At 70.6% G+C, this 21,795-nt stretch carries 14 protein-coding genes; 4 read left to right on the forward strand and 10 right to left on the reverse strand.

Features of this window, described 5'->3' with window-relative positions; all coding sequences use genetic code 11:
- Nucleotides 1-50 precede the first annotated feature (50 nt).
- The 4 genes from B0675_RS05440 to B0675_RS05455 form a co-directional block, all read right to left on the reverse strand.
- On the reverse strand, nucleotides 51-1,202 hold the full coding sequence (locus tag B0675_RS05440) for a glycosyltransferase (protein WP_081217615.1): 1,152 nt from the start codon (nucleotides 1,200-1,202) through the stop codon (nucleotides 51-53).
- The gene (locus B0675_RS05445; RefSeq protein WP_081217616.1) at nucleotides 1,199-4,165 is read right to left on the reverse strand and encodes a CDP-glycerol glycerophosphotransferase family protein; all 2,967 of its coding nucleotides are present in this window, start codon (nucleotides 4,163-4,165) and stop codon (nucleotides 1,199-1,201) included. Before B0675_RS05445 ends, B0675_RS05440 begins: the two co-directional genes overlap by 4 nt.
- A gap of 37 nt (nucleotides 4,166-4,202) precedes the next feature.
- Nucleotides 4,203-4,706 (reverse strand): GtrA family protein, encoded by a 504-nt coding sequence (locus B0675_RS05450; protein WP_241539704.1) that lies wholly within the window; start codon nucleotides 4,704-4,706, stop codon nucleotides 4,203-4,205.
- Nucleotides 4,707-4,990: 284 nt separating this feature from the next.
- On the reverse strand, nucleotides 4,991-9,931 hold the full coding sequence (locus tag B0675_RS05455; RefSeq protein WP_081217618.1) for an NAD-glutamate dehydrogenase: 4,941 nt from the start codon (nucleotides 9,929-9,931) through the stop codon (nucleotides 4,991-4,993).
- A gap of 668 nt (nucleotides 9,932-10,599) precedes the next feature.
- On the opposite strand from B0675_RS05455, the gene B0675_RS05460 reads away from it, so the two are divergent.
- Nucleotides 10,600-11,166: a DJ-1/PfpI family protein gene (locus B0675_RS05460; protein WP_081217619.1), complete on the forward strand. Its 567-nt coding sequence runs from the start codon at nucleotides 10,600-10,602 to the stop codon at nucleotides 11,164-11,166.
- A 137-nt stretch (nucleotides 11,167-11,303) separates the two neighbouring features.
- Here the strand turns inward: B0675_RS05460 and B0675_RS05465 are convergent, their stop codons facing one another.
- A complete protein-coding gene (locus B0675_RS05465) occupies nucleotides 11,304-11,969 on the reverse strand; it encodes an HAD family hydrolase (RefSeq protein ID WP_081217620.1) in 666 nt (221 codons plus the stop codon).
- Between the two features lie 49 nt (nucleotides 11,970-12,018).
- On the reverse strand, nucleotides 12,019-12,534 hold the full coding sequence (locus B0675_RS05470) for a hypothetical protein (protein WP_081217621.1): 516 nt from the start codon (nucleotides 12,532-12,534) through the stop codon (nucleotides 12,019-12,021).
- 340 nt (nucleotides 12,535-12,874) lie between these two features.
- On the opposite strand from B0675_RS05470, the gene B0675_RS05475 reads away from it, so the two are divergent.
- The gene (locus B0675_RS05475; protein WP_081217622.1) at nucleotides 12,875-13,435 is read left to right on the forward strand and encodes an Rv3235 family protein; all 561 of its coding nucleotides are present in this window, start codon (nucleotides 12,875-12,877) and stop codon (nucleotides 13,433-13,435) included.
- Between the two features lie 91 nt (nucleotides 13,436-13,526).
- Here the strand turns inward: B0675_RS05475 and secA are convergent, their stop codons facing one another.
- On the reverse strand, nucleotides 13,527-16,370 hold the full coding sequence (gene secA, locus B0675_RS05480) for a preprotein translocase subunit SecA (RefSeq protein ID WP_081217623.1): 2,844 nt from the start codon (nucleotides 16,368-16,370) through the stop codon (nucleotides 13,527-13,529).
- 244 nt (nucleotides 16,371-16,614) lie between these two features.
- Here secA and B0675_RS05485 point away from each other — a divergent pair, with 244 nt between their 5' ends.
- Together B0675_RS05485 and B0675_RS05490 are read left to right on the forward strand one after the other, a co-directional pair.
- Nucleotides 16,615-17,181 (forward strand): GNAT family N-acetyltransferase, encoded by a 567-nt coding sequence (locus B0675_RS05485; protein ID WP_081217624.1) that lies wholly within the window; start codon nucleotides 16,615-16,617, stop codon nucleotides 17,179-17,181.
- A gap of 156 nt (nucleotides 17,182-17,337) precedes the next feature.
- Nucleotides 17,338-18,591: a crosslink repair DNA glycosylase YcaQ family protein gene (locus B0675_RS05490; RefSeq protein ID WP_081217625.1), complete on the forward strand. Its 1,254-nt coding sequence runs from the start codon at nucleotides 17,338-17,340 to the stop codon at nucleotides 18,589-18,591.
- A gap of 70 nt (nucleotides 18,592-18,661) precedes the next feature.
- Here the strand turns inward: B0675_RS05490 and B0675_RS05495 are convergent, their stop codons facing one another.
- From B0675_RS05495 to B0675_RS05510, 3 genes are all read right to left on the reverse strand, one after another.
- A complete protein-coding gene (locus B0675_RS05495) occupies nucleotides 18,662-19,408 on the reverse strand; it encodes a response regulator transcription factor (protein ID WP_081217626.1) in 747 nt (248 codons plus the stop codon).
- A 214-nt stretch (nucleotides 19,409-19,622) separates the two neighbouring features.
- A complete protein-coding gene (gene raiA / locus B0675_RS05500) occupies nucleotides 19,623-20,348 on the reverse strand; it encodes a ribosome-associated translation inhibitor RaiA (RefSeq protein ID WP_081217627.1) in 726 nt (241 codons plus the stop codon).
- A 282-nt stretch (nucleotides 20,349-20,630) separates the two neighbouring features.
- A complete protein-coding gene (locus B0675_RS05510; RefSeq protein ID WP_081221603.1) occupies nucleotides 20,631-21,575 on the reverse strand; it encodes a ComF family protein in 945 nt (314 codons plus the stop codon).
- Nucleotides 21,576-21,795: the final 220 nt, after the last annotated feature.

Genomic DNA, 21,795 nt, shown 5'->3' on the forward strand with positions numbered 1-21,795 from the left:
CACGGCGTCTGGCGCGGAGCGTTCCGTGTCCGGCGCTCAGCGCTCAGCGCTCAGCGCTCCAGGAACGCGAACAGGTCCTCCCAGCCGCGGACGACCGCGTCGGTGGTGAAGCGCTGGACGTTCGCGCGCGCGGCCTCGCCCATCGTGTCCCGCAGGGCCTTGTCGGACATCAACGTGTCCAGCCGGCGGGCCAGTTCACCGGTGTTGCCGAGGTTCGCGAGGAGGCCGTCCTCGCCGTCCCGGATGATCTCGTGGACGCCGGGCGCGCAGTCGAAGGCGGCACACGGGACACCGGCGGCCATGGCCTCCATGACGGCGAGCGGGAACCCCTCGCCCCGCGAGGAGAGCACGAACACCGAGCCGCCGCGCAGCGCGCCGGGCACGTCGCTCGTCCGGCCCATCCAGTCGACCGAGTCGTCCAGCCCGAGGGCCGTGCACTGCTTCTTGAGGATCTCCTCGTCCTCCCCCGAACCGTAGATCCGCAGCCGCCAGTCCGGGTGCAGCGGTGCCGTCTCCGACCAGGCGTCGAGCAGCATGTCGATGCCCTTCTGGTCGTGCAGGCGGCCGATGCTGACGACGACGTTCTCGGTGCGCGGGGAGGGCACCTCGGGCATGAACGGCAGCGGATTCGGCATGAAGGACGCGTTGTTCAGGCCCTGCCTGATCCACAGGTCGGCGTCCTCGCGGGTGAGCGCGAGCATCCGGTCGACGTCCGCGTAGTGCTTCAGGACCCGCCGGAAGCGCGAGGTCGACCGGGAGTAGGCGAAGGACTCGTGACTCATGCCGACGACGGTCAGGCCGTCGGTGTCGGCGAGCTCCACCCACTCCATGGCCCACACCTGGGTGACGATGACGACGCCGCCGGGCCGCGCCGCCCGCAGCAGCCCGGTCAGCCGGTCCGCCTGTTCCCGCATCCCGGCCGCCCTCTCGGCGCGCCGCCGGTGCTCGACGACGTCGACCCGCCCGCGCAGCCCGCTCGCCGATCGCACCCGCGGCGGCCTGACGTCGTACAACGTCGTGGTCGGATACGGGAGTTCGCCCAGCTCCTGGGGGACGTCGGGGTCGGTGATCCCGATGACGTGCACGCGGTGCCCGCGTTCCGTGAAGAGGCGGGCCATCTGGTGAGACCAGCTGGTCACCCCGCCGAGTTCGTCGACGCTGTTGGAGACGAAGAAGATGTCCCGCTGCGGGTGGTCGGTCATCCACGCCTCCAGTGCGCGAAGAACTGCTCGACGATGTCGCGGGACGCGGTCCCCTGGTCGTACTCGCCGAACTCGGCCACGAACTGCTCGCGTTTCGGGGCGTACTTGACGCTCTGTTCCTCCAGTGAGCCGAGGACGACGTGGAGTTCGTCCTCGGTGCGCACGACGGGTCCGGGAGCGCGCTCCACCAGGTCGAAGTAGGTTCCGCGCCCCTCGTGCACGTATTCCTCGTAGTCGTGGACGAAGAAGAACATCGGCCGGTCGAGGAGGGCGTAGTCGAACATCACCGACGAGTAGTCGGTGATCAGTCCGTCGGCCAGCGCGAGCAGCGGGGTCATGTCGTGCCGCGCGCTCACGTCGATGACGCGCCCGCGCACGGACGGCGGCAGCACGACGTGGTTGAGGTAGTGGGAGCGGACCAGCAGGACGTAGCGGTCGCCGAAGGTGTCGGCGAAGCGTTCCACGTCGAAGGGCAGCTCGAACCGCTTCTGCCCGCCGCCCCGGTTCCGGAACGTCGGGGCGTAGAGCAGAATCTGCTTGTCCTCGGGAATGCCCAACTCCGCTGCCAGCGGACCGCGTTCCCGCGCTCCGCCGGCCTGTTCCGCCGTCCGCGCCCGCACGAGCTCGTCGTTGCGCGGGTAGCCGACCCGCAGCAGGGTCCGTTCCTGGAGCCGGAAGGCCCGCGCGAGGGTGCGTACGTCGTGCTCGGAGCGGATCAGGAACCGGTCGAAGCGGTCCAGGGTGCGCTGCTGCACGTCCTGCGCGGCACGCGACTTGAGCTTCCACTCCGGTTCGTCGAAGCCCATCCGCTTGAGGGCGGAGCCGTGCCAGGTCTGGAGGTAGGTGGTCGCCGGCCGCTTGGTGAGCTTGAGCGGATAGCTCTGGTTGTCGACCCAGAACTCGGCCCGCGCGAGCGCCCGCAGGTAGGGCAGCGACCAGCGGTGCACGAGGGTGGCGTCGTCCGGGAATCCGTCGGGCCGGCCCGCGTAGGACCAGACGGCGTCGAACTCCAGGCCCTGGCGGCGCATCTCCTCGTAGAGGGCGCGGGGGCTGTCGCTGTACTGGCGGCCCAGGTGGCTCTCGAAGACGACGAGGCGGCGGCGGACGGGCAGCCGGCTGAACACCTCGTGGTAGAGACGGATCTTGGCAGGTCCCGAGGTGAGGTCCTTGCGCAGCGAACGCGCCTTGCGGTAGCCCGACTTGGCGAGCGCCCCGGTACGGCCGTGCACACCGCGCTGCACGAGGGCGTTCGCCCTCTTGTCCGGGACCAGCCGGTAGGACAGGTGCCCGCGTGTGGAGACGACCGGCTCGAACCGGTCGGCGACCAGCCGGGTGAGCCGGGGCCGGAGGGGAGACCGGCCGGCGATCAGGCCGGGTTCGGCGGCGGTGAGGCGTGTGGTGGTGCGCACCCCGTCGACGTCGAGGTGCAGCCGTACGTCCCAGACGGTGTCCACGACGCCGAGCGGGCGCACGGCCGTGAGGTCCGCCGAGCCCTCCCAGGCGATGGTGGTGCCGGCGTGCCACACCCGGGCCACGGGAAAGCGGAACGTCCGGAAGCGCACACCGCGCCGCCGGGCGTAGAACTCCAGCTCGGCGGTGAGCCGGGCGTCCGGCGGAACGACCCCGAGCGGGTTGGTCACGCGCCCGGCGAGCCGGACGGTGCCGCCGGGACCCTGCTCGTAGGAGGTCAGTTCGTCGCGCAGGAACATCTTCTCGACGGGCCGGGCGTGGTAACCGAGGTCGGTGACGTCCAGGACGTGGCGGCCGAAGGGGTCGTCGAGGTGCTCGGCGCACCAGTACACGCGGCCGTCGCGTTCGACGAGCGGCGAGGAGATCTTGTCGCGGTTGGCGAGGGTGTCCACGGCGGGCAGCAGGTTGTCCCAGTCGCTGACCTGGAGGAGGTAGGCGCAGACGGCGTGGATGGGTTCGGCCTCGTCGAAGGCGGCGCGGTCGATGGACTCCAGGTACTGCCGGGCGATGGCGGCGAACTCCTCGCGGTAGGCCGCGTCCCGGAAGGGCAGTTCGCGCAGGTGCAGCACGAGGTCGTGCTTGAGGAACTTGACGTCCTTGGCGAACTTCAGCTCCAGCAGGCCCTTGTCGGCGAGGAGCCGGTCGACGCGCCGGTGGATCTCCATGCGGTGCGCGAAGTTGGCGATCTCGTCACGCCGGTTGCTGATGGACTTCGCCGCCGCCTTGTCCGCGACCCGCCAGTCGTACACCCGGTTGGGGATGAGGGTGATGCGGCGGGCCGAGGCGTACGCCTGGGCGGAGAAGAGCAGGTCCTCGTAGTGGATGCCGACGGGGAAGCGCAGTCCCTCGTCGAGCAGGAAGCGCCGGCGGTAGCACTTGTTCGTCGACAGGGTGTCGAAGACCATCAGGTCGGGCAGCTCGGAGATCGACTCCAGCGTGCGGGTGCGCTCGTACAGCCAGGGGTACCACTTGACCTCCTTGCCCGTGCGCGAGTCGACGTGCACGCGCACGCACAGGCCCGAGACGAGGTCGGCGCCGGTGGTCTCGGCGGCCTCCAGCATGTTGCGGCAGGCGTTGCGCTCCAGGACGTCGTCGCTGTCGAGGAAGACCACGAAGTCGCCGCGGGCCTCGGTGATGCCGCGGTTGCGGGGGGCGCCGCAGCCGCCGCTGTTCTCGGGCAGCCGGCAGGCGCGGACCCGGCCGGGATGGGCGGCGGCCAGGCCGCGGGCCACGTCGTAGGAGTCGTCGGTGCTCCGGTCGTCGACGATGACGACCTCGACGGCGCGCAGCGTCTGGTCCAGTACCGAGCGGACCGCCGTGGGCAGCCGGTCGGCGTCGTTGTAGACGATGACGACCACGGAGACGGCCGGTGCGGTCCGCCCGGACGCCGCTCCCTGCCCGGCGGCCGCGGGAAGGGAGGCGTCGGACGCGTCACCGGGTCCGGCCGGCTCGGTCGCGTGCTCGGCGGACGGGTGCTGCTGTTCCACGTTCATCCTATTGATCGTAGGCACCTTTGCGCGTTATGGGTCGTTATCGTCCGCTCTTCGAGTGTTGGAAGACCCAGGTGCGGTAGACGACGAACCGGAACGCCGAGGCCAGCACGATGGACAGCACCTTGGCGATGTTCGACCCGAGCGAGCCGCTCATCCCCAGGCCGTGGTAGCCGAGATAGAACAGCGCGCTCTCCATGAGGACGCCGAGCCCGCTGAACGCGAAGAAGAGGGCGATCTGGCCGCGGGTGCGCGAGGCCCGGTCCCGGTACGCGAAGAAGCGGAAGCCGAGGTAGTTCGTGCCCATGGCGACACAGCTGGCGATCACGGTGGCGGTCATCGGCGCCCAGCCCAGCCCGTGGAGCGCCAGGTTGAAGAAGAGGACGTTGACGGCGACGCCACTGCCGCCGACGACGGAGAAGCGGGCCAGTTCCATGGCCAGCCGGCGGACCCGGGGGGCCTTCGCGACGACCCCGGGACGCCGGGGGCGGATGACGGGCGCGGCCGCGGCGGGGGCCCGCCTCTCGGAGAGGTGCACTGTCACGGGTCCGGGTCCTCCACGCGTCTGTCCGTCGGTCGAGCTGGTGGTCGAGCGGTCGATCGAGCCAACCTTAAGCCAAATGTCTTATTTACCAGGTATAGGTAAATTGCGAGCCGGAGTTTCGCAGGAGAACCACCAGAGACCGGCAAGGGAAAGGCGCGGTGCCCCGGTCCGGGAGGACCGGGGCACCGCGCCCGGGGGCGACGCGCCTCACGACGCGTCCCGCCTCATGCCGACGGGGGCGCCCCGGACCCTGAAGGCCCGGGACGCCCCCGTCGGCGTACCGCCTAGGAGTGCGCGCGCAGCAGCGTCCGCATCGTCCGCATCGCCACCGACAGGTTCGCGAGGTCGAACGAGTCCGAACCCCGGATCTCCTCCAGGGTGGCGCGGGCGCGTCCGAGGATCGGCGCGTTCTTCTCCTGCCAGGCCTCGAAGCGCTGCTCCGGCGTGGAGGTGCCGTCGCCCACCGCGAGCACGTCCGCGGTGAGTGCCGCGTGGGCCGCGTAGAGGTCCTCACGGATCGACGCGCGGGCCATGGACTGCCAGCGGTCGGCGCGCGGCAGCTCGATGATGCGGTCCATGAGCTGCGTGATGCCGAGCCGGTCGGCGAGGTCGTAGTAGACCTCGGCGACGGCCATCGGGTCCTTGCCCGTGCGGTCGGCCACCGAGACGATGTCGAGCGCCGGGAAGGCGGAGGAGAACCCGGCCACCCGCGTGGCGAGTTCGTCCGGCACCCCCGCGTTCGTCAGCTCGTCGCAGATCTGCTGGTACCACTCCAGGTCCGCGCCGCGCAGCAGCTTGGGCAGCTCCGACCACACCTGCTCGACACCCGCGCTGAAGAACGTGATCGTCTCGGCGAGCTGGAGCGGCTGCGGCCGGTTGTTGAGCAGCCAGCGGGTGCCGCGCTCCACGAGCCGGCGCGAGTGCAGCCTGATCCGGGTCTGGACGTCGGCGGCGACGACATTGTCGAGCGCCTCCACCGCGTCCCACACCGCACTGGAGTTGAAGATCGCGCGGGCCGCGGTCTGCGCCCGGACGATCTCCTCCAGCGAGGCACCCGTCTCCTCGCGCAGCCGGTGCAGGAAGCTCGTGCCGCCCGTGTTGACCGTGTCGTTGACCAGGACGGTCGTCACGATCTCGCGGCTCAGCGCGTGGCCCTCGATCTGCTCGCGGAACCGGTCGCGCAGCGCCGTCGGGAAGTACGCGTGCAGCAGGCTCTGCAGGTACGGGTCGTCGGGCAGCGAGGTGGCGAGCAGGTCCGTGGAGACCGTGATCTTCGTGTACGCGAGGAGGACGGCCGTCTCCGGACCGGTCAGACCCTGGCCGGCGGTGAGTCGCTCGCGGATCTGCCGCTCGCTGGGCAGGAACTCCAGGGCCCGGTCGAGGTGCCCCTCGCGGACCAGGTGGCGCATGAAGCGCTGCTGGGCGTGGAGCATGCTCGGGGACTGGGCCAGCGCGTTGGCGATCGCCGTGTTCTGCGCGTAGTTGTTGCGCAGCACCAGGGCGCCGACCTCGTCGGTCATCTCGGCGAGCAGCTTGTTGCGCTGCTTGACGGTCAGATCGCCGTTGGCCACCACCGCGTTGAGCAGGATCTTGATGTTCACCTCGTGGTCCGAGGTGTCCACGCCCGCGCTGTTGTCGATGGCGTCGGTGTTGATCTTGCCGCCGGTCTGCGCGAACTCGATCCGGCCGAGCTGGGTCAGGCCGAGGTTGCCGCCCTCGCCGACCACCTTGACGCGCAGTTCGGCGCCGTCGACGCGGATCGCGTCGTTCGCCTTGTCGCCGACCTCGGCGTTCGACTCGGCGGACGACTTCACGTACGTGCCGATGCCGCCGTTCCACAGCAGGTCGACGGGTGCCTGGAGGATCGCCCGCATCAGGTCGGCCGGCGTCATCTTCGCGACCTTCGACTCGATGCCGAGGGCCTCGCGGATGTGCGCGTTGACCGGGATGGCCTTGGCGCTGCGCGGGAAGACCCCGCCGCCGGCCGAGATGAGGCCGGTGTCGTAGTCCGCCCACGAGGAGCGCGGCAGTTCGAACAGCCGGCGGCGCTCGGCGTACGAGGTCTCCGCGACCGGGTCCGGGTCGATGAAGATGTGCCGGTGGTCGAAGGCGGCGACCAGGCGGATGTGCTCGGAGAGCAGCATGCCGTTGCCGAACACGTCACCGGACATGTCGCCGACACCGACCACGGTGAAGTCCTGCGACTGGGTGTCGACGCCCAGCTCCCGGAAGTGCCGCTTGACGGACTCCCAGGCGCCGCGGGCGGTGATGCCCATCTTCTTGTGGTCGTAGCCGGCGGAGCCGCCGGAGGCGAAGGCGTCGCCGAGCCAGAAGTCGTAGCTCTCGGCGACCTCGTTGGCGATGTCCGAGAACGTCGCCGTGCCCTTGTCGGCCGCGACCACGAGGTACGTGTCGTCCTCGTCGTGCCGCACGACGTCGGCGGGCGGCACGATCTCACCGGCGACCAGGTTGTCGGTGATGTCGAGCAACGCCGAGATGAAGGTCCGGTAGCTGCGGATGCCCTCGGCCAGCCACGCGTCACGGTCGGCGGACGGGTCCGGCAGCTGCTTGGCGACGAAACCGCCCTTGGCGCCGACGGGCACGATGACGGTGTTCTTCACCATCTGCGCCTTGACCAGGCCGAGGATCTCCGTGCGGAAGTCCTCGCGCCGGTCGGACCAGCGCAGACCACCGCGCGCGACCTTGCCGAAGCGCAGGTGCACGCCCTCGACGCGCGGCGAGTACACCCAGATCTCGAACGCCGGGCGCGGCGCCGGGAGGTCCGGGATGGCCGTCGGGTCGAACTTCATGGAGACGTACGCGTGGGGCGTGCCGTCCGCCGTCTTCTGGAAGAAGTTCGTCCGCAGCGTCGCCTTGATCAGGTGCAGGAAGGACCGCAGGATCCGGTCCTCGTCCAGGGAGGCGACCTGGTCGAGCGCCGCGTCGAGCTCCTCCAGCAGCGCGTCGGTCAGCTCGACGCCGGCGCGCTGGCGCTCCGGCGACATCCGCGCCTCGAAGAGCGAGACGAGCAGCCGCGTCGTGTGGACGTTGTTGCGGAGGGTGTCCTCCATGTAGTCCTGGCTGAACGTGGAGCCGGCCTGGCGCAGGTACTTGGCGTACGCCCGCAGCACCATCGACTGGCGCCAGTTGAGGCCGGCGCTCAGCACGAGGGCGTTGAAGCCGTCGTTCTCGGCCTGGCCGGTCCAGGTGGCGGCGAAGGCCTCCTGGAACCGCTCGCGGCCGTCGTCGCCGAGGTGGTCGCCGTTGCCGTTCGGGGACTTCGGCAGCCGGAGCCCGAAGTCGTAGATCCACGCCGTCGTACGGTCCGAGCAGCGCAGTTCGTACGGACGCTCGTCGGTGACCTCGACGCCCATCCGGTTCAGGGCGGGCAGCACCGCCGAGAGGGAGACCTGCTCGCCGGTGCGGTAGATCTTGAACCGGCGCTCGCCGGGGGCCGCGCCGACCGGCTCGTAGAGGCTGAGCGCGAAGTCCTTGCTCTGCTCCTGGCCGAGCGCCTGGAGGTGCACCAGGTCGGCGACCGCGGAACGCGGCGAGTGGTCGGCCTTGTAGCCCTCGGGGAACGCGTTGCCGTAGTGGCGCAGCAGTTCGGCGGCTCGCTCCTCACCGCACTCGGCGGTCAGTGCCTCGCCGAAGCCGTCGGCCCAGGAGCGGGCGGCCTCGACGAGACGCGCCTCGATCCGGTCCTTGTCGGCGTCGGAGAGCTGCGCCAGCTCGGTGCCCGGCTCGACGCGGACCACGAAGTGCAGCCGGGACAGGATCGACTCGGTGTTCCAGGCCGTGAAGTCGACGCTGGTGCCGTTGAGCTCTTCCTTGAGGATGTCGATGATCCGCAGGCGCACGCCGGTGGTGTAGCGGTCGCGCGGCAGGTAGACGAGGGCCGAGTAGTAGCGGCCGTACTCGTCCTGGCGCAGGTACAGCCGCAGCCGGCGGCGCTCCTGGAGGTACAGGACGGAGGTGACGATCGCCCGGAGCTCGTCGGCGGGCGTCTGGAACAGCTCGTCGCGCGGGTACGTCTCCAGGATCTGGAGCAGGTCGCGGCCGTCGTGGCTGTTGGGCGAGAACCCGGCCCCGCGCAGGACTTCCTCGACCTTGCGGCGCACGACGGGCACGCGGCGCACGGACTCGGTGTACGCGGCGGACGAGAAGAGGCCGAGGAAGCGGCGCTCGCCGACGACCTCGCCGTTCTCGTCGAACTTCTTGACCCCGACGTAGTCCAGGTACGACGGCCGGTGCACGGTGGCGCGGCTGTTCGCCTTGGTCAGGACGAGCAGCTTGTGCTCGCGGGCCTTGGCGCGGGCGTCGGCGGGCAGCCGCTCGAAGGACGGGCTGACGGGGTGGCTGTCCTCGTCGCCGTGCTGCGGGTCGGAGCGCAGGATGCCGAGCCCGGTGCCGGGGACGGCCGTCAGCGAGTCGTCGTCGCGCAGCTGGTACTCGCGGTACCCGAGGAAGGTGAAGTGGTCGCCGGACAGCCAGCGCAGCAGCTCGCGGGCCTCCTCGACCTCCTGCTCGCGCAGGTCGTCGGCGGCGGGCTCGGCCGGCAGCTCGTCGGCGATCCGCAGCGCCGCGTCGCGCATCTTCTCCCAGTCCTCGACGGCCTCACGGACGTCGGACAGGACGCGGAGCAGGTCGGCGGTGATCTGCTTCAGATCGGCGCGGTCGGTCTCGCGGTCGATCTCGACGTGGATCCACGACTCGACGTGCGCGTCGTGCGGCAGGTCCTCGACGGAGGGCCGCGTGGGCAGCACCTCGATGAGCTTGCCGGTCAGGTCGCGCCGTACGACGAACTGCGGGTGGATGACGACGTGGATGCCGCGGCCCTGCCGCGACAGCTCGTTGGTCACCGAGTCGACGAGGAACGGCATGTCGTCCGTCACCACCTCGACGACGGAGTGGCTGCAGGTCCAGCCGTTCTCCTCGACGGTGGGGGTGTGCACGCGCACGTTGGCCGTGCCCTGAGGGCGGTTCTCGGCCAGTCGGTAGTGGGAGAAGGCCGCTCCGAAGACGTCGACCGGGTCACGGTCGCTGAGGTCCTCCGGGGCCGTGTGCAGGTAGTAGCGCTGGAGGAACGCGAGCACGGTGTCCCGGTCGGGGGTGCCCTCGTCCGTCGTCCCGGTCGGTAGGTGCCCCCCGACCGGGCTGTTCTCAGCTACCCGGGCGGCCCGTTCGAGCAGCTCGGCCTTGGCTTCGTCCAGCTTGGTCTGCATTGTCCTCTGGCTCCTGTCGCGCGCCGTTGCGTGACGTTGAAGGAAGTACGGTCTCGTCGCTTCCGACGCAACGCCGTGACGCGGGGTGTCCGGTCTGCTTCGACGCTATGCCGCAAGGTGAGATGAGCGGGGGGTTATCGGCCATTCTCGGCGCCCTCGAAGACTGTGACGCTGCTCTCGGCGACGTCCGTCTCGCGGGTGCCCTCGACGTACGGAGTGCGGTGCCGTCGGCGCTGGCGGCTCTCCCGCTCGCGCACACGGCGTTCGCCGTCATCCCGTCCCGCTCACGAAGATCAGCGACTGACGCCCGGTCACGGATGTCGTCCGTGCGCTCCGGGCGCGGGGCAGGGGCGACGATGCCCCCGCGAGATATCGCGCTGATCACGCCACCAGGCTATCCCCCTCCACCCGGGGGTCGTCATGAGCCGTATGTGTACAAAACCAGGGGGGGAACTTTGACAGTATGCACAGGGACGAATAGGGCGAGGACATGCAGTGCGGGCCGACTGCGGGCTACCGTCGTCCTACGGACGGTGTTCCGCGGCGGCCGGACCCCGGGGCGGCGCTCCAGAGGGCCCGCGCCCCCTTGGCAAGTCCCTCCCCCGGAGGCAGGTTGACGGGGACGACCGGACGGAACACCCGAGCACGGCCGACGGGAGCGCAGCACCATGGCAGCGAAGATCCTGATTGTCACCGGCGACGCGGCGGAGTCACTGGAGGTCCTGTACCCCTACCAGCGGCTGCGCGAGGAGGGCTACGAGGTCCACATCGCGGCGCCCGAGCAGAAGAAGCTCCGGTTCGTGGTCCACGACTTCGAGCCGGGCTTCGACACCTACACGGAGAAGCCCGGCTACACCTGGCCGGCCGACCTCGCGTTCGCGGACGTCGACCCGGGGGCGTACGTCGCGCTCGTCATCCCCGGTGGACGCGCACCGGAGTACCTGCGCAACGACCCCGAGCTCCGGAAGATCCTCAAGTCGTTCTTCGACGCGGACAAGCCGGTGGCCCAGATCTGCCACGGTCCCCTGCTGACCGCGGCCGTCGACAGCCTGCGCGGCCGCCGCGTCACGGCGTACCCCGCGCTGGAACTCGACATGCAGGCGGCGGGCGCGACCTTCCAGGACGCGGAGGCCGTCGTCGACGGCACGCTCGTCTCCGCCCGCGCCTGGCCGGACCACTCGGCCTGGATGCGCGAGTTCCTGACCGTGCTGCGAGCGAAGGCGCCGGTCACCTGACCTGCCCGAACCTGCCCTGACGGCCCCGGGCGCGGCGGCTCGCGCCCGGGCATCGCCCACCGGCCGGCCTTCGGGTCCCTCCGCCCCTCGGGCGCCCCGGCCCGTGCGGAGCACCCGTAGGGCCGTCGGCCGCTTACTCAGGCCGCGAGGCGCTGCGCCTCCTCGACGGCTTCCTCCAGGCTGTCCACCACCGGGACGCCGACCAGCTCCAGGCTGGCGCGGCTGTGCGAGCCGCCGGTGTAGAGCACCGCTCCGGCTCCCACGTGCCGGGCGGCGACCGCGTCGTCGGCGGCGTCTCCGATCACGACCACACGGGACGGGTCGACGCCGGTGAGGGCCGTGAGGTGGCGCACCATGTGCTCCGCCTTGCTGCCTCCGGAGGGCCCGGTGCGGCCGTCCACCCGGACGAAGTGCGGCTCGATCCCGAAGCCCCGCACCAGCGGGACCAGTTCCTCGTGCACGTACATGCTCAGCAGCGACTGGCTTCGGCCCGCCGCCCCCCAGCCGGCGAGCAGCGAGGGCACCCCGTCGGTCAGTCCGCAGGCGACGCGGTGCTCCGCGTAGTACCGGTGGAAGGTGTCGTCCATGATCTGCCACTCGGCGTCCGTGGGCAGCCGCCCCATCAGCCGCTCGTAGAACTTCGGCACGGGCACGCAGTACATCGCCCGGTACCGCTCCAGCGTGATCGGCTCGAGCCCCAGCTCGGCGAACGCGGCGTTCGTCGCCCCGATGATCGCGTCATTGTCGTGGAACAGCGTGCCGTTCCAGTCCCAGACGATGTGCGCGTTTTCCGGCTTCCCCATACACAGAAACGTACCCGTCCCCACCGACAACGCCACACCCCGGCGGCGGCTACTCGCCCTGCCCCAGCAGGTTGGGGATCTCCTGCCGGGCGAACCACAGCAGTTCGTGGTCCTCGGCGCCGTCGACGACGAACTGCGCGTCGTCGTCCCCCATGTCCGCGGCCCCGAGAGCCTGAGCGGCCGCGGTGACGTCCTTCTCGGCGTCGGGGGCGTCGACGTGGACGGCCGCGGCCTTGGACAGCGGCACCGCCTGCGCGACGCGCACCTCACCGAGCCCGGCGGGGTCCAGGCCCCGGTCGGGATCGACGGCCGCCGCACGGTCGGGCACGTCCACGGCGACGACGACCCGGCGCCGCACCGCCCCCGGGTCCACGGCCACGAGCCGCAGCGAGGCCAGCGCGGCACGGCTGAGCGCCGCGTACTCCAGCTCCTCGATGTCGTCCGAGAGGTACCACTCGCGCAGCGCGGGGGTGACGGCGTACGCGACGAAGGGTCCCGCCTCCAGCTCTCCCGTCCTGTACGCCTCGGCGAGACCGGAGAGGGTCAGGGGGACGTAGACGCGCATGGTGGCCGCTTTCGTAGTCGGGGCTCCGGGGATTCGCGGTCCGCGAGGTCCGGGGAGGGCGGTTCCGCACCTCCGGGGAGGGCCTTCAGGATACGTGCGGGCGTCCCCTTTCGAGTCCCCGGCCGCCTGCTCGCGGGCGTCCACCCAGGTCCCGCGATTCACCCGGTCCCCCCTTGGCGCGCGGGGGTTCCCGACCGCCCGGCAACCCTGATAGGTGAACTCGCCGAGGGCTCCGGCGCGCGCCCGCCGTCCTTGCGAGGGCCCTCCCCCGCCTCGTACAAGATCCCCAACGGCAGGTTACCGACCGGTATGAACCGGTCCGGAGGAACGGGGACGGCACATGAACAAGGTGATGACCAGGACCAGGCGCCATCCCGGCGGCCGGCCGCCGGGCCGCCAGGACTCTCGCCGTCCCGGAAGCACCCCGCCTCGCACACCGGGCGCCGGAACGCCCGCCGGGCCGCCGGGCGGCAGCCCGCCGCCCGGCCCGGTCCCCTCGGCCCAGCCGTCCGCCGTACGCGCCCCCGAGGCGCCGCACGGCGGGGCCCGGCCCGCGGCGCGGCCCCGGCCCACCGACGTCTTCGCCGAGCGGCTGCTGGCCGTGCTGAGCGGCACGCGTCCGGTCCACTGCATGCTGCGGCACACCGCGGGCCGCGCCTACGACGAACTGGTCTGGCTCGCCGAGCGCGGCGCCCTGCGCACCCGCGGCAGCCGCCCGGTCATCCGGGACATCGGGTACTACGTCGCCCGCCCCGGCGCCGTGGAGGCCTTCGCCCGCATCGGCGCCGGCGACCGGCTCCGCGCCATGGCCTTCCGTCTGGAGCAGGGTCCCGACCTGCGCTGGCGCTGCACGGCGATCGAAGTGGGCGGCCCCCGCATGCCCCACGGCGACGACGGCTGAACGCCAGAAGGGCCGGGCACCTGGGTGCCCGGCCCTTCCGGCCTTCCCTCAGTCACGCGCTCCGGCTGTCACCGGCGTCGCGCGACTGCGCTCACTTCTTGCGGCGACGCGCGCCGCCCTTCTGCTGCTTGCGGCGCTCCGCGCGCGTGAGGCCGTCCGCCTCGGAGCGCACGGGCTCGTCGTCGTGGGTGAAGTCGCCCTCGATGACACCGCCCTCACCATCGACGCTCGGCGCGGAGAAGTGCAGGCGGTCCGGCCGCTGCGGGGCGTCGAGCCCCTTGGCGCGGATCTCGGGCCGCACGGCGCCCGCGGGAACGGCGTCCTGCTTGTCCAGGGACGGAGCCGAGTCCTGGACCTCGACCTCCTCGACCTGCTGCTCGACCTGGACCTCCAGGTTGAACAGGTAGCCGACGGACTCCTCCTTGATGCCGTCCATCATGGCGCTGAACATGTCGAAGCCCTCGCGCTGGTACTCCACGAGCGGGTCCTTCTGGGCCATCGCGCGCAGGCCGATGCCCTCCTGGAGGTAGTCCATCTCGTAGAGGTGCTCGCGCCACTTGCGGTCCAGGACCGACAGGACGACCCGGCGCTCCAGCTCACGCATGATCTCGGAGCCGAGCTGCTCCTCGCGGGCCGCGTACTGGTCGTGGATGTCGTCCTTGATGGACTCGGAGATGAACTCCGCCGTCAGACCGGAGCGGTCACCGGCGGTGTCCTCCAGCTCGTCCACGGTGACCTTCACCGGGTAGAGCTGCCGGAAGGCGCCCCACAGCCGGTCGAGGTCCCACTCCTCGGCGAAGCCGTCGGCGGTCTCGGCCGCGATGTACGCGTCGATCGTGTCGTCCATGAAGTGCTGGATCTGCTCCTGCAGGTCCTCGCCCTCCAGGACGCGACGGCGCTCGCCGTAGATGACCTCGCGCTGCCGGTTGAGCACCTCGTCGTACTTCAGGACGTTCTTGCGCGTCTCGAAGTTCTGCTGCTCGACCTGCGACTGGGCCGACGCGATCGCGCGCGTGACCATCTTGTTCTCGATCGGCACGTCGTCCGGGACGTTCGCCATCGACATGACGCGCTCGACCATCTGCGCCTTGAACAGACGCATCAGGTCGTCGCCCAGGGACAGGTAGAACCGGGACTCGCCCGGGTCGCCCTGACGGCCGGAACGACCGCGCAGCTGGTTGTCGATACGGCGCGACTCGTGGCGCTCGGTGCCGAGGACGTACAGGCCGCCGAGGTCCTTGACCTCTTCGAACTCGGCCTTGACCGCCTGCTCGGCCTTCTCCAGGGCGGCGGGCAGGGCCGCCGCCCACTCCTCGATGTGTTCCTCGGGGTCGAGACCGCGCTGCCGCAGGTCCGCCTCGGCTAGGTCGTCCGGGTTGCCGCCGAGCTTGATGTCCGTACCGCGGCCCGCCATGTTCGTGGCGACGGTGACGGCGCCCTTGCGGCCCGCCTGCGCGATGATCGGCGCCTCACGGTCGTGCTGCTTGGCGTTCAGCACCTCGTGCTGGACACCGCGCTTGGAGAGCTGCTGCGAGAGGTACTCGGACTTCTCGACCGACGTCGTGCCGACGAGGATCGGCTGGCCCTTCTCGTGCTTCTCCACGATGTCGTCGACGACCGCCTCGAACTTCGCGACCTCGGTGCGGTAGATCAGGTCGGACTGGTCCATGCGGACCATCGGCCGGTTGGTCGGGATCGGCACGACGCCCAGCTTGTAGATCTGGTGGAACTCGGCGGCCTCGGTCATCGCCGTACCGGTCATGCCGGAGAGGCCCGGCATTTCCTTGCCCTGCTGGTCGTGGCGCTTGTAGAGGCGGAAGAAGTTCTGCAGGGTGATCGTGGCGAGGGTCTGGTTCTCGTCCTTGATGTCCACCCCTTCCTTCGCCTCGATCGCCTGGTGCATGCCCTCGTTGTAGCGGCGGCCGGCGAGGATACGGCCGGTGTGCTCGTCGACGATCATGACTTCGCCGTCGATGACGACGTAGTCCTTGTCCTTCTTGAACAGTTCCTTGGCCTTGATGGCGTTGTTCAGGTAACCGACGAGGGGGGTGTTCACCGACTCGTAGAGGTTGTCGATACCCAGCCAGTCCTCGACCTTGGCGACACCGGGCTCGTGGATGGCGACGGTGCGCTTCTTCTCGTCGACCTCGTAGTCCCCCGTCTCCTCGATGCCCTTGAGGGGGTTGCCGGGCTCGCCCTTCTTGAGGCGGGTGACCAGCTTGGCGAAGTCGCCGTACCACTTGGTCGCCTGGTCGGCCGGGCCGGAGATGATCAGCGGCGTACGGGCCTCGTCGACGAGGATGGAGTCGACCTCGTCGACGATCGCGAAGTTGTGGCCGCGCTGGACGAGTTCGTCCTGGGCCCACGCCATGTTGTCGCGCAGGTAGTCGAAGCCGAACTCGTTGTTCGTGCCGTACGTGATGTCGCACGCGTACTGCTCACGGCGCTGGGCCGGGGTCATGTTGGCGAGGATGCAGCCGACCTCCAGCCCGAGGAACTTGTGGACGCGGCCCATCATTTCGGAGTCGCGCTCGGCCAGGTAGTCGTTGACCGTGATGAGGTGGACACCCTTGCCGGAAAGGGCGTTCAGATACGCGGGCAGGGTGCCGACGAGCGTCTTGCCCTCACCGGTCTTCATCTCCGCGACATAGCCGAGGTGCAGCGCGGCGCCGCCCATCATCTGCACGTCGTAGTGACGCTGGCCAAGGACGCGCTTGGCCGCCTCACGGACGGTGGCGAACGCCTCGGGCAGCAGGTCGTCGAGGCTTTCGCCGTCGGCGTACCGCTGCTTGTACTCATCGGTGAGGGCCCTCAGCTCGGCGTCGGAGAGGTCGACGAAGTCCTCTTCGATGGAGTTGACCTGGTCCGCGATGCGGTGCAGCTTGCGCAGGATCTTGCCTTCGCCTGCACGCATGATCTTCGAGAGGACGGACACGGGGGTTTGTCTCCTTGCCGGTCGGGCCTGGGACGGTCGGTTTCAATGACAGATTCAAATCACAGCTTGAGCAACGGCCATCGTAAGCGAGGACCACACCGCGTCGGGAGGTCTGCCTGCGACAGCCACTAGGACAACGGACAGGTGCTGCCGAAGGTGCCGCGTTCCCGCAGCGAAAAGTAACGAACCGCTCACTCACCGCAAAGGAATGGCGTCCTTACGGCTCCCCGAGCAGAATCGGCCGATGGACCCCGTCACCCTGACCACCGACCGTCTCGTCCTGCGTGCCGTGGGGGTGGAGGACACCGACGCCGTCTTCGACGCCGTCCAGGACCCCGACATCCAGCGGTGGACCACCATCCCGTCCCCGTATCTGCGCGAGCACGCGGCGGGCTTCACGGACCAGATGGTGCCCGAGGGCTGGGCCGACGGCTCCGCCTTCACCTTCGGGGTCTTCCTGCCCTCCGGGGAGCTGGTGGCCATGGTCGCCATCACCATGCGGTCCCTCGGGGTCGGCGAGATCGGTTTCTGGGCGACCAAGGAGCACCGGGGCAACGGCTATGTCACCGAGGCCTGCGTCGCCGTGTCCCGCTGGGTCTTCACGGACGTGTCCGTCGACCGCGTCGAATGGCGTGCCGAGGTCGGCAACAGCGGCTCCCGCGCGGTCGCCGAGAAGGCCGGCTTCACCATCGAGGGCACCCTCCGGTCCGCGATCAACAACAAAGGTGTCCGCAGGGACTGCTGGGTCGGCTCCCTGCTCCCCTCCGACCTGGGCCTGCCGTCGACAGCCCCGTACCTGCCGGCGCGCTGACGTCCGGGCGGCCCGGACGAGAACCGTCCCCGTCCGCCCACCCGCGCGAGTCCGGCCGCCCGGGTCGGTCCGGCCGGTCGTACGGAGCCGCCGGACCACGGCGGCACGCTCGCCGGAGCGGGGCCGATTGTCAGTGGCACGGCCTACCGTGAGGGCATGACGAGTCTCCCGCGTCCCCTCACCGAACTCTCCGCGGACGAAGCCCGCCGCATCGTGCTGCGGGCCCAGGGCTTTCTGGGCGCCCCGGACCGCAGGGCGGGCGTCCGCGGGGTCCTGCGGCACCTCGGCGCGGTGCAGCTCGACACCATCTCCGTCCTCGCCCGCTCGCACGAACTCGTGCCGTACGCCCGGCTCGGCGCCGTCGGCCGCAAGACCGTCGAGGAGGCGTACTGGTCGTCGTCCGGCTCCGCCGACGCGCCCCCGGCACCGCACGCCTTCGAGTACTGGTCGCACGCGGCCTGCATCCTGCCCGTCGAGGAATGGCCGCACTTCGCCTTCCGCCGCCGCGCCTATCGCGCCCGCCCGCACTGGAACCACGACCTGCCGGACGGCACGTACGACCAGGTGGTCAAGCAGCTCCGCGCCGAAGGCCCCCTGACGGCCACGGACTTGGGCGGCGCGAAGAAGACCAGCGAATGGTGGGACTGGTCGGGCACCAAGGTCGCCGTCGAGCGCGCGCTGATGTACGGCGAGGTGGTGTGCGTGGAGCGGCGCGGCTGGAAGCGGGTGTACGACCTCGCGGAGCGCGCCGTCCCGGCGTCCCTCCTCCATGACGACCTGGACGACACGGAATGCCTGCGCCGTCTCGTCCGGCTGGCGGGCCAGGCGCTCGGCGTCGGCACCCGCGCGGACATCGCCGACTACCACCGCCTCCGGGGCGAGCAGGTCGACGCGGTGATCGCGGGCTCCGGCCTCGTCCCGGTGACGGTCGAGGGCTGGGGCAGACCCGCGGCGGTCAAGGGCGGCGCCAAGGGACTCGGCGCACGGCCTGCCGCGGACGCGTGGGCGGACCCGGTGGCGCTGGCGACGGTCCCGCGCGGCCGCCACCGCACGACGCTGCTGTCGCCCTTCGACTCCCTCATCTGGGAGCGGGCGCGCACGGAGCGCATCTTCGACTTCACGCACCGGCTGGAGGCGTACACGCCCAAGCAGAAGCGGATCCACGGCTACTTCGCCATGCCGGTCCTCGCCGGCGGCCGGCTGGTCGGGCGGGTGGACCCGGCGCGGGAGGGCAGCACCCTGGTCGCCAAACAGGTCACCGTGGACGGCGTCCGGGCGGTGCCCGCGGTGGCCCAGGCGCTGGTGGAGGCGGCGAGCTGGGTGGGCTGCACGGACGTGCGGGTCGAGCGGGTGGACGCGCCGCAGCTCCGCGACGCCCTCGACGCGGAGCTCGCCGGCCTGCTCGGCTGACGCCCGGCGCGGTGCTCCGCCGGCGCTCGACGCGGAGGTCCGGGGCCGACCTGTCCGCCCCGGGCGGGCGTCAGCGAATTTCGAGGATCTTCTCGCGCATCGCGTACACCACGGCCTCCATCCTGGAGTGCAGCTGCAGTTTCTCCAGGATGTTCCGGACGTGGTTCTTCACGGTGTTCTCGGAGATGAACAACTGCTTGGCGATGTCGCGGTTGTTCATTCCCGTGGCCACGAGCTTGAGGACTTCCAGCTCCCGCTCGGTGAGCCGGGGCGCGGGCACCAGTCGGCGCTCGTCGGTCCGCTGGATCATCGACTTGAACTCGGTCAGGAGTTTCGACGCCATGGAAGGGCTGATCTGCGACTGACCGTCCGCCACCGCGCGAATGGCCGTGGCCACCTCGTCCGTGGAGATCTCCTTGAGGAGATATCCGGTCGCGCCCGCCTTGATCGCGTCGTAGAGGTCGGCCTCCTCGTCGCTGATCGTCAGCATGATGATCTTCGCGCTGGGGGCCACCTCCTTGATGGAGGTGCACGCCTCGATACCGCCGCGCTTGGGCATCCGTACGTCCATCAGCACGATGTCGGGCAGCAGGTCGGCGGCCTTGTCGACCGCCTCCGCCCCGTCGCCCGCCTCGCCGACGACCTGGATGTCCTCCTCGGCCGCGAGCACGATCTCCAGACCGCGGCGGAAGAGGGCGTGGTCGTCCACGACGAGGACCCTGATCGGTTCCTTGCGCGGGGAGCCCACGTCCGCGCCCGGGGCGACCACGCCGTGGTCGGCGTCCCGGTCACGCATCGGTCCGAAGCTGTCCGCCATCGTTCCTCCCCCTGAAGGCCGTGGCCTGTGTTTCCGTGCCATCGCCAACCCAAGGCAACGGCCCACCGGTTGGGCCGGTGCGGCCATGATTCCATGCCGGGACGACAATCCGGCGTCGGAGCGGGGCGCGAAGGGGTCGCACACCGATGCCCCTGGGGGCGCACACGCGCTGCCAGGGGCATCGGATCGGCCGATCTGCTGCCATCGGGCGGGGTCAGCCGCCGAGCGCACCGCCCGGCGCGTCCGCTTCGCCCTGGGTGACCATCGGGTCCGTACTGAGGTGGATGACGCCGTAGTCGTAGGCGTGCCGTCGGTAGACGACACTGGGCTCCTTCGTCTCGGAGTCGACGAAGAGGTAGAAGTCGTGCCCGACCAGCTCCATTTCGTAGAGCGCCTGGTCGAGTGTCATCGGGGCGGCCACGTGGGTCTTCTCGCGGACGACACAGGGGCCTTCGCCCATGATCTCGAGGGAACCGATCTTCTTGGTCGGCACGGCGTCCTGGTCCCCTTCGTGGACGACGCTGCCGTTGCCGTTCAGGGTCGCGGCACCCGGGACGTGGTCGGCGACCTCGGCCGCCGGGATCCTGCCGTTGCCACGTCGGGTGTAGCGCTTGTCGTGCTGCTTGCGCAGCCGGGCCTCAAGCTTGTCCGCGGCCAGGTCGAGTGCTGCATACGCGTCGCTCGCCGCTGCCTCCGCCCGGATCACCGGTCCGCGGGAGTGGAGCGTGATCTCCACCCGGTCACAGCGGTCGGCCTGTCGGGGGTTGGGCTCCTTGGACACCTCGACGTCGAGGCTGATCACCTTGCCATCGAGCTTCTGGATCTTCTCCAGCTTCAGCTTCTCGGCCACGTGCTTGCGGAACCGCTCGGGCACCTCGGTCTTGCGGCCCTTGACGACGATGTCCACGCAGAACTCCGTTCCCGGATAGCCCCGCTCCACTGGCGGAGCATCTCCCTTTTGCACCAGGTCCCGGTGAGCACCGGAACCTCGGACTCGGTGACGTTCACCTCCTCCTCCCCCGAGGACAAGATCTCCACCCCACCGATGCGGGTGAATCGCAAAAACCCGCGGCAGTGCATTCGGGTGCGCGAGGCCCGGCCTGCGCCATTGCCTCACAACCGAACATATCTCGCCCGGACGGATGTCGTCACCCTCTACTGCTGCGTACCTCCGTTCAGGTGAATTGACCCGGTCATTACCTGCAACGATGCAAGTTCTCGGTCAGTTCCGGTTTATTTCGAAAGCGTCCGGTGGTGCGGCGACCACGGCCGAACAGACCGTGCCACCGCGCGTCCCTCTGGCCTGCCCTCTACCCACGATTCGCCCGTCCACTTCAGGTAGTTCCGGTCGTGCCGGTCGTTCCGGTCTCTCCCGCGCTGCGCACACACCTTCCGCCGCGGCCTGCGCCTCGCGCACTGCGCGCGCCGCCTCCGTCAACGAGGCACCCGTCGTCATCAGGTCGTCCACCAGCACCACCCGGCCTCCCCCGGCCAGCAGTCGAACCCCGCCGCCCGTCACCTCCAGCGCACCGGACAGATTGTCCGACCGCTGCCGGGAGTTCAGCCCCGACTGGTCGGCCACCGCCCGGCGGTGCCGCAGGACACCGAGCACGCGCGCGGGTGTCCCCGTGCGCCGCAGCTCACCGGCCGCCGCGAGCGCGATCCGCCGCGCCGGATCGTGTCCACGGGCCCGGACCGCCCGCCGTGCCGAGGGCACGGGCACCAGCAGGACGGCCCCGTCTCCCGGCCCCGCGCCGCGGACCCCTGCGCCATCGCGCTCCGGCCACTCCCGCTCGCACCCCGCTTCCCCTCTCCCGTGCCTCAGCCGCCCCTGCGAAGCCACGGGCCGCCCGGCCGGACCAGCACGTCGCGCCGCCTCCAGAGCGGCCCGCACGGCCCCGGCCAGGGCCGCGCCCAGTGGTGCCGCCAGGGCCAGCGCACCGCGCTCCTTGTGAGCGAGCAGCACCGCCCTCACCTCGTCCGTGTAGGGAGCGGCCGCGTGCACCGCCGGCAGCCCGGCCGGTTCAGGCACCGGTCGCACCCGGCTCGGCGCGGCCCCGCTCAGGGCGGCACGGCACTCGGCACAGAGCACCGCACGAGGCCTTCCGCAGCCTCCGCACTCGGCCGGCAGCACCAGATCCGTGAGGTCCCGCCACCACCCCCGCATGGCCACCACTGTGCCAACGCCCGGCCCACTCGGCCACCCCTGTGGACAACTGCCTGTGGACAACTCCGCGGCCAGTGCCTGCGAGGCGACGGCGACGGGAACCGGAGGGATTCGTGGCAGCTCGGCGGACAGACCAGCAAGCGCAGACGGACCGCCACGGAACACCGCCGGACGCCCCCGGAACGACGGTGGGCCCGCCCGGAGTACCGGACGGGCCCAC

It is taken from the genome of Streptomyces sp. M41(2017), assembly GCF_002078175.1.
Taxonomy (GTDB): Bacteria; Actinomycetota; Actinomycetes; order Streptomycetales; family Streptomycetaceae; genus Streptomyces.

Bases quoted from the DNA above. Each gene is read 5' to 3' on its own strand.
- B0675_RS05440 (WP_081217615.1), bottom strand. From the start codon at position 1,202: ATGACCGACCACCCGCAGCGGGACATCTTCTTCGTCTCCAACAGCGTC.
- B0675_RS05510 (WP_081221603.1), bottom strand. From the start codon at position 21,575: ATGCGGGGGTGGTGGCGGGACCTCACGGATCTGGTGCTGCCGGCCGAG.
- B0675_RS05445 (WP_081217616.1), bottom strand. From the start codon at position 4,165: ATGAACGTGGAACAGCAGCACCCGTCCGCCGAGCACGCGACCGAGCCG.
- B0675_RS05470 (WP_081217621.1), bottom strand. From the start codon at position 12,534: ATGCGCGTCTACGTCCCCCTGACCCTCTCCGGTCTCGCCGAGGCGTAC.
- B0675_RS05495 (WP_081217626.1), bottom strand. From the start codon at position 19,408: ATGGCGGACAGCTTCGGACCGATGCGTGACCGGGACGCCGACCACGGC.
- B0675_RS05460 (WP_081217619.1), top strand. From the start codon at position 10,600: ATGGCAGCGAAGATCCTGATTGTCACCGGCGACGCGGCGGAGTCACTG.
- B0675_RS05485 (WP_081217624.1), top strand. From the start codon at position 16,615: ATGGACCCCGTCACCCTGACCACCGACCGTCTCGTCCTGCGTGCCGTG.
- B0675_RS05475 (WP_081217622.1), top strand. From the start codon at position 12,875: ATGAACAAGGTGATGACCAGGACCAGGCGCCATCCCGGCGGCCGGCCG.
- B0675_RS05490 (WP_081217625.1), top strand. From the start codon at position 17,338: ATGACGAGTCTCCCGCGTCCCCTCACCGAACTCTCCGCGGACGAAGCC.
- B0675_RS05465 (WP_081217620.1), bottom strand. From the start codon at position 11,969: ATGGGGAAGCCGGAAAACGCGCACATCGTCTGGGACTGGAACGGCACG.
- B0675_RS05455 (WP_081217618.1), bottom strand. From the start codon at position 9,931: ATGCAGACCAAGCTGGACGAAGCCAAGGCCGAGCTGCTCGAACGGGCC.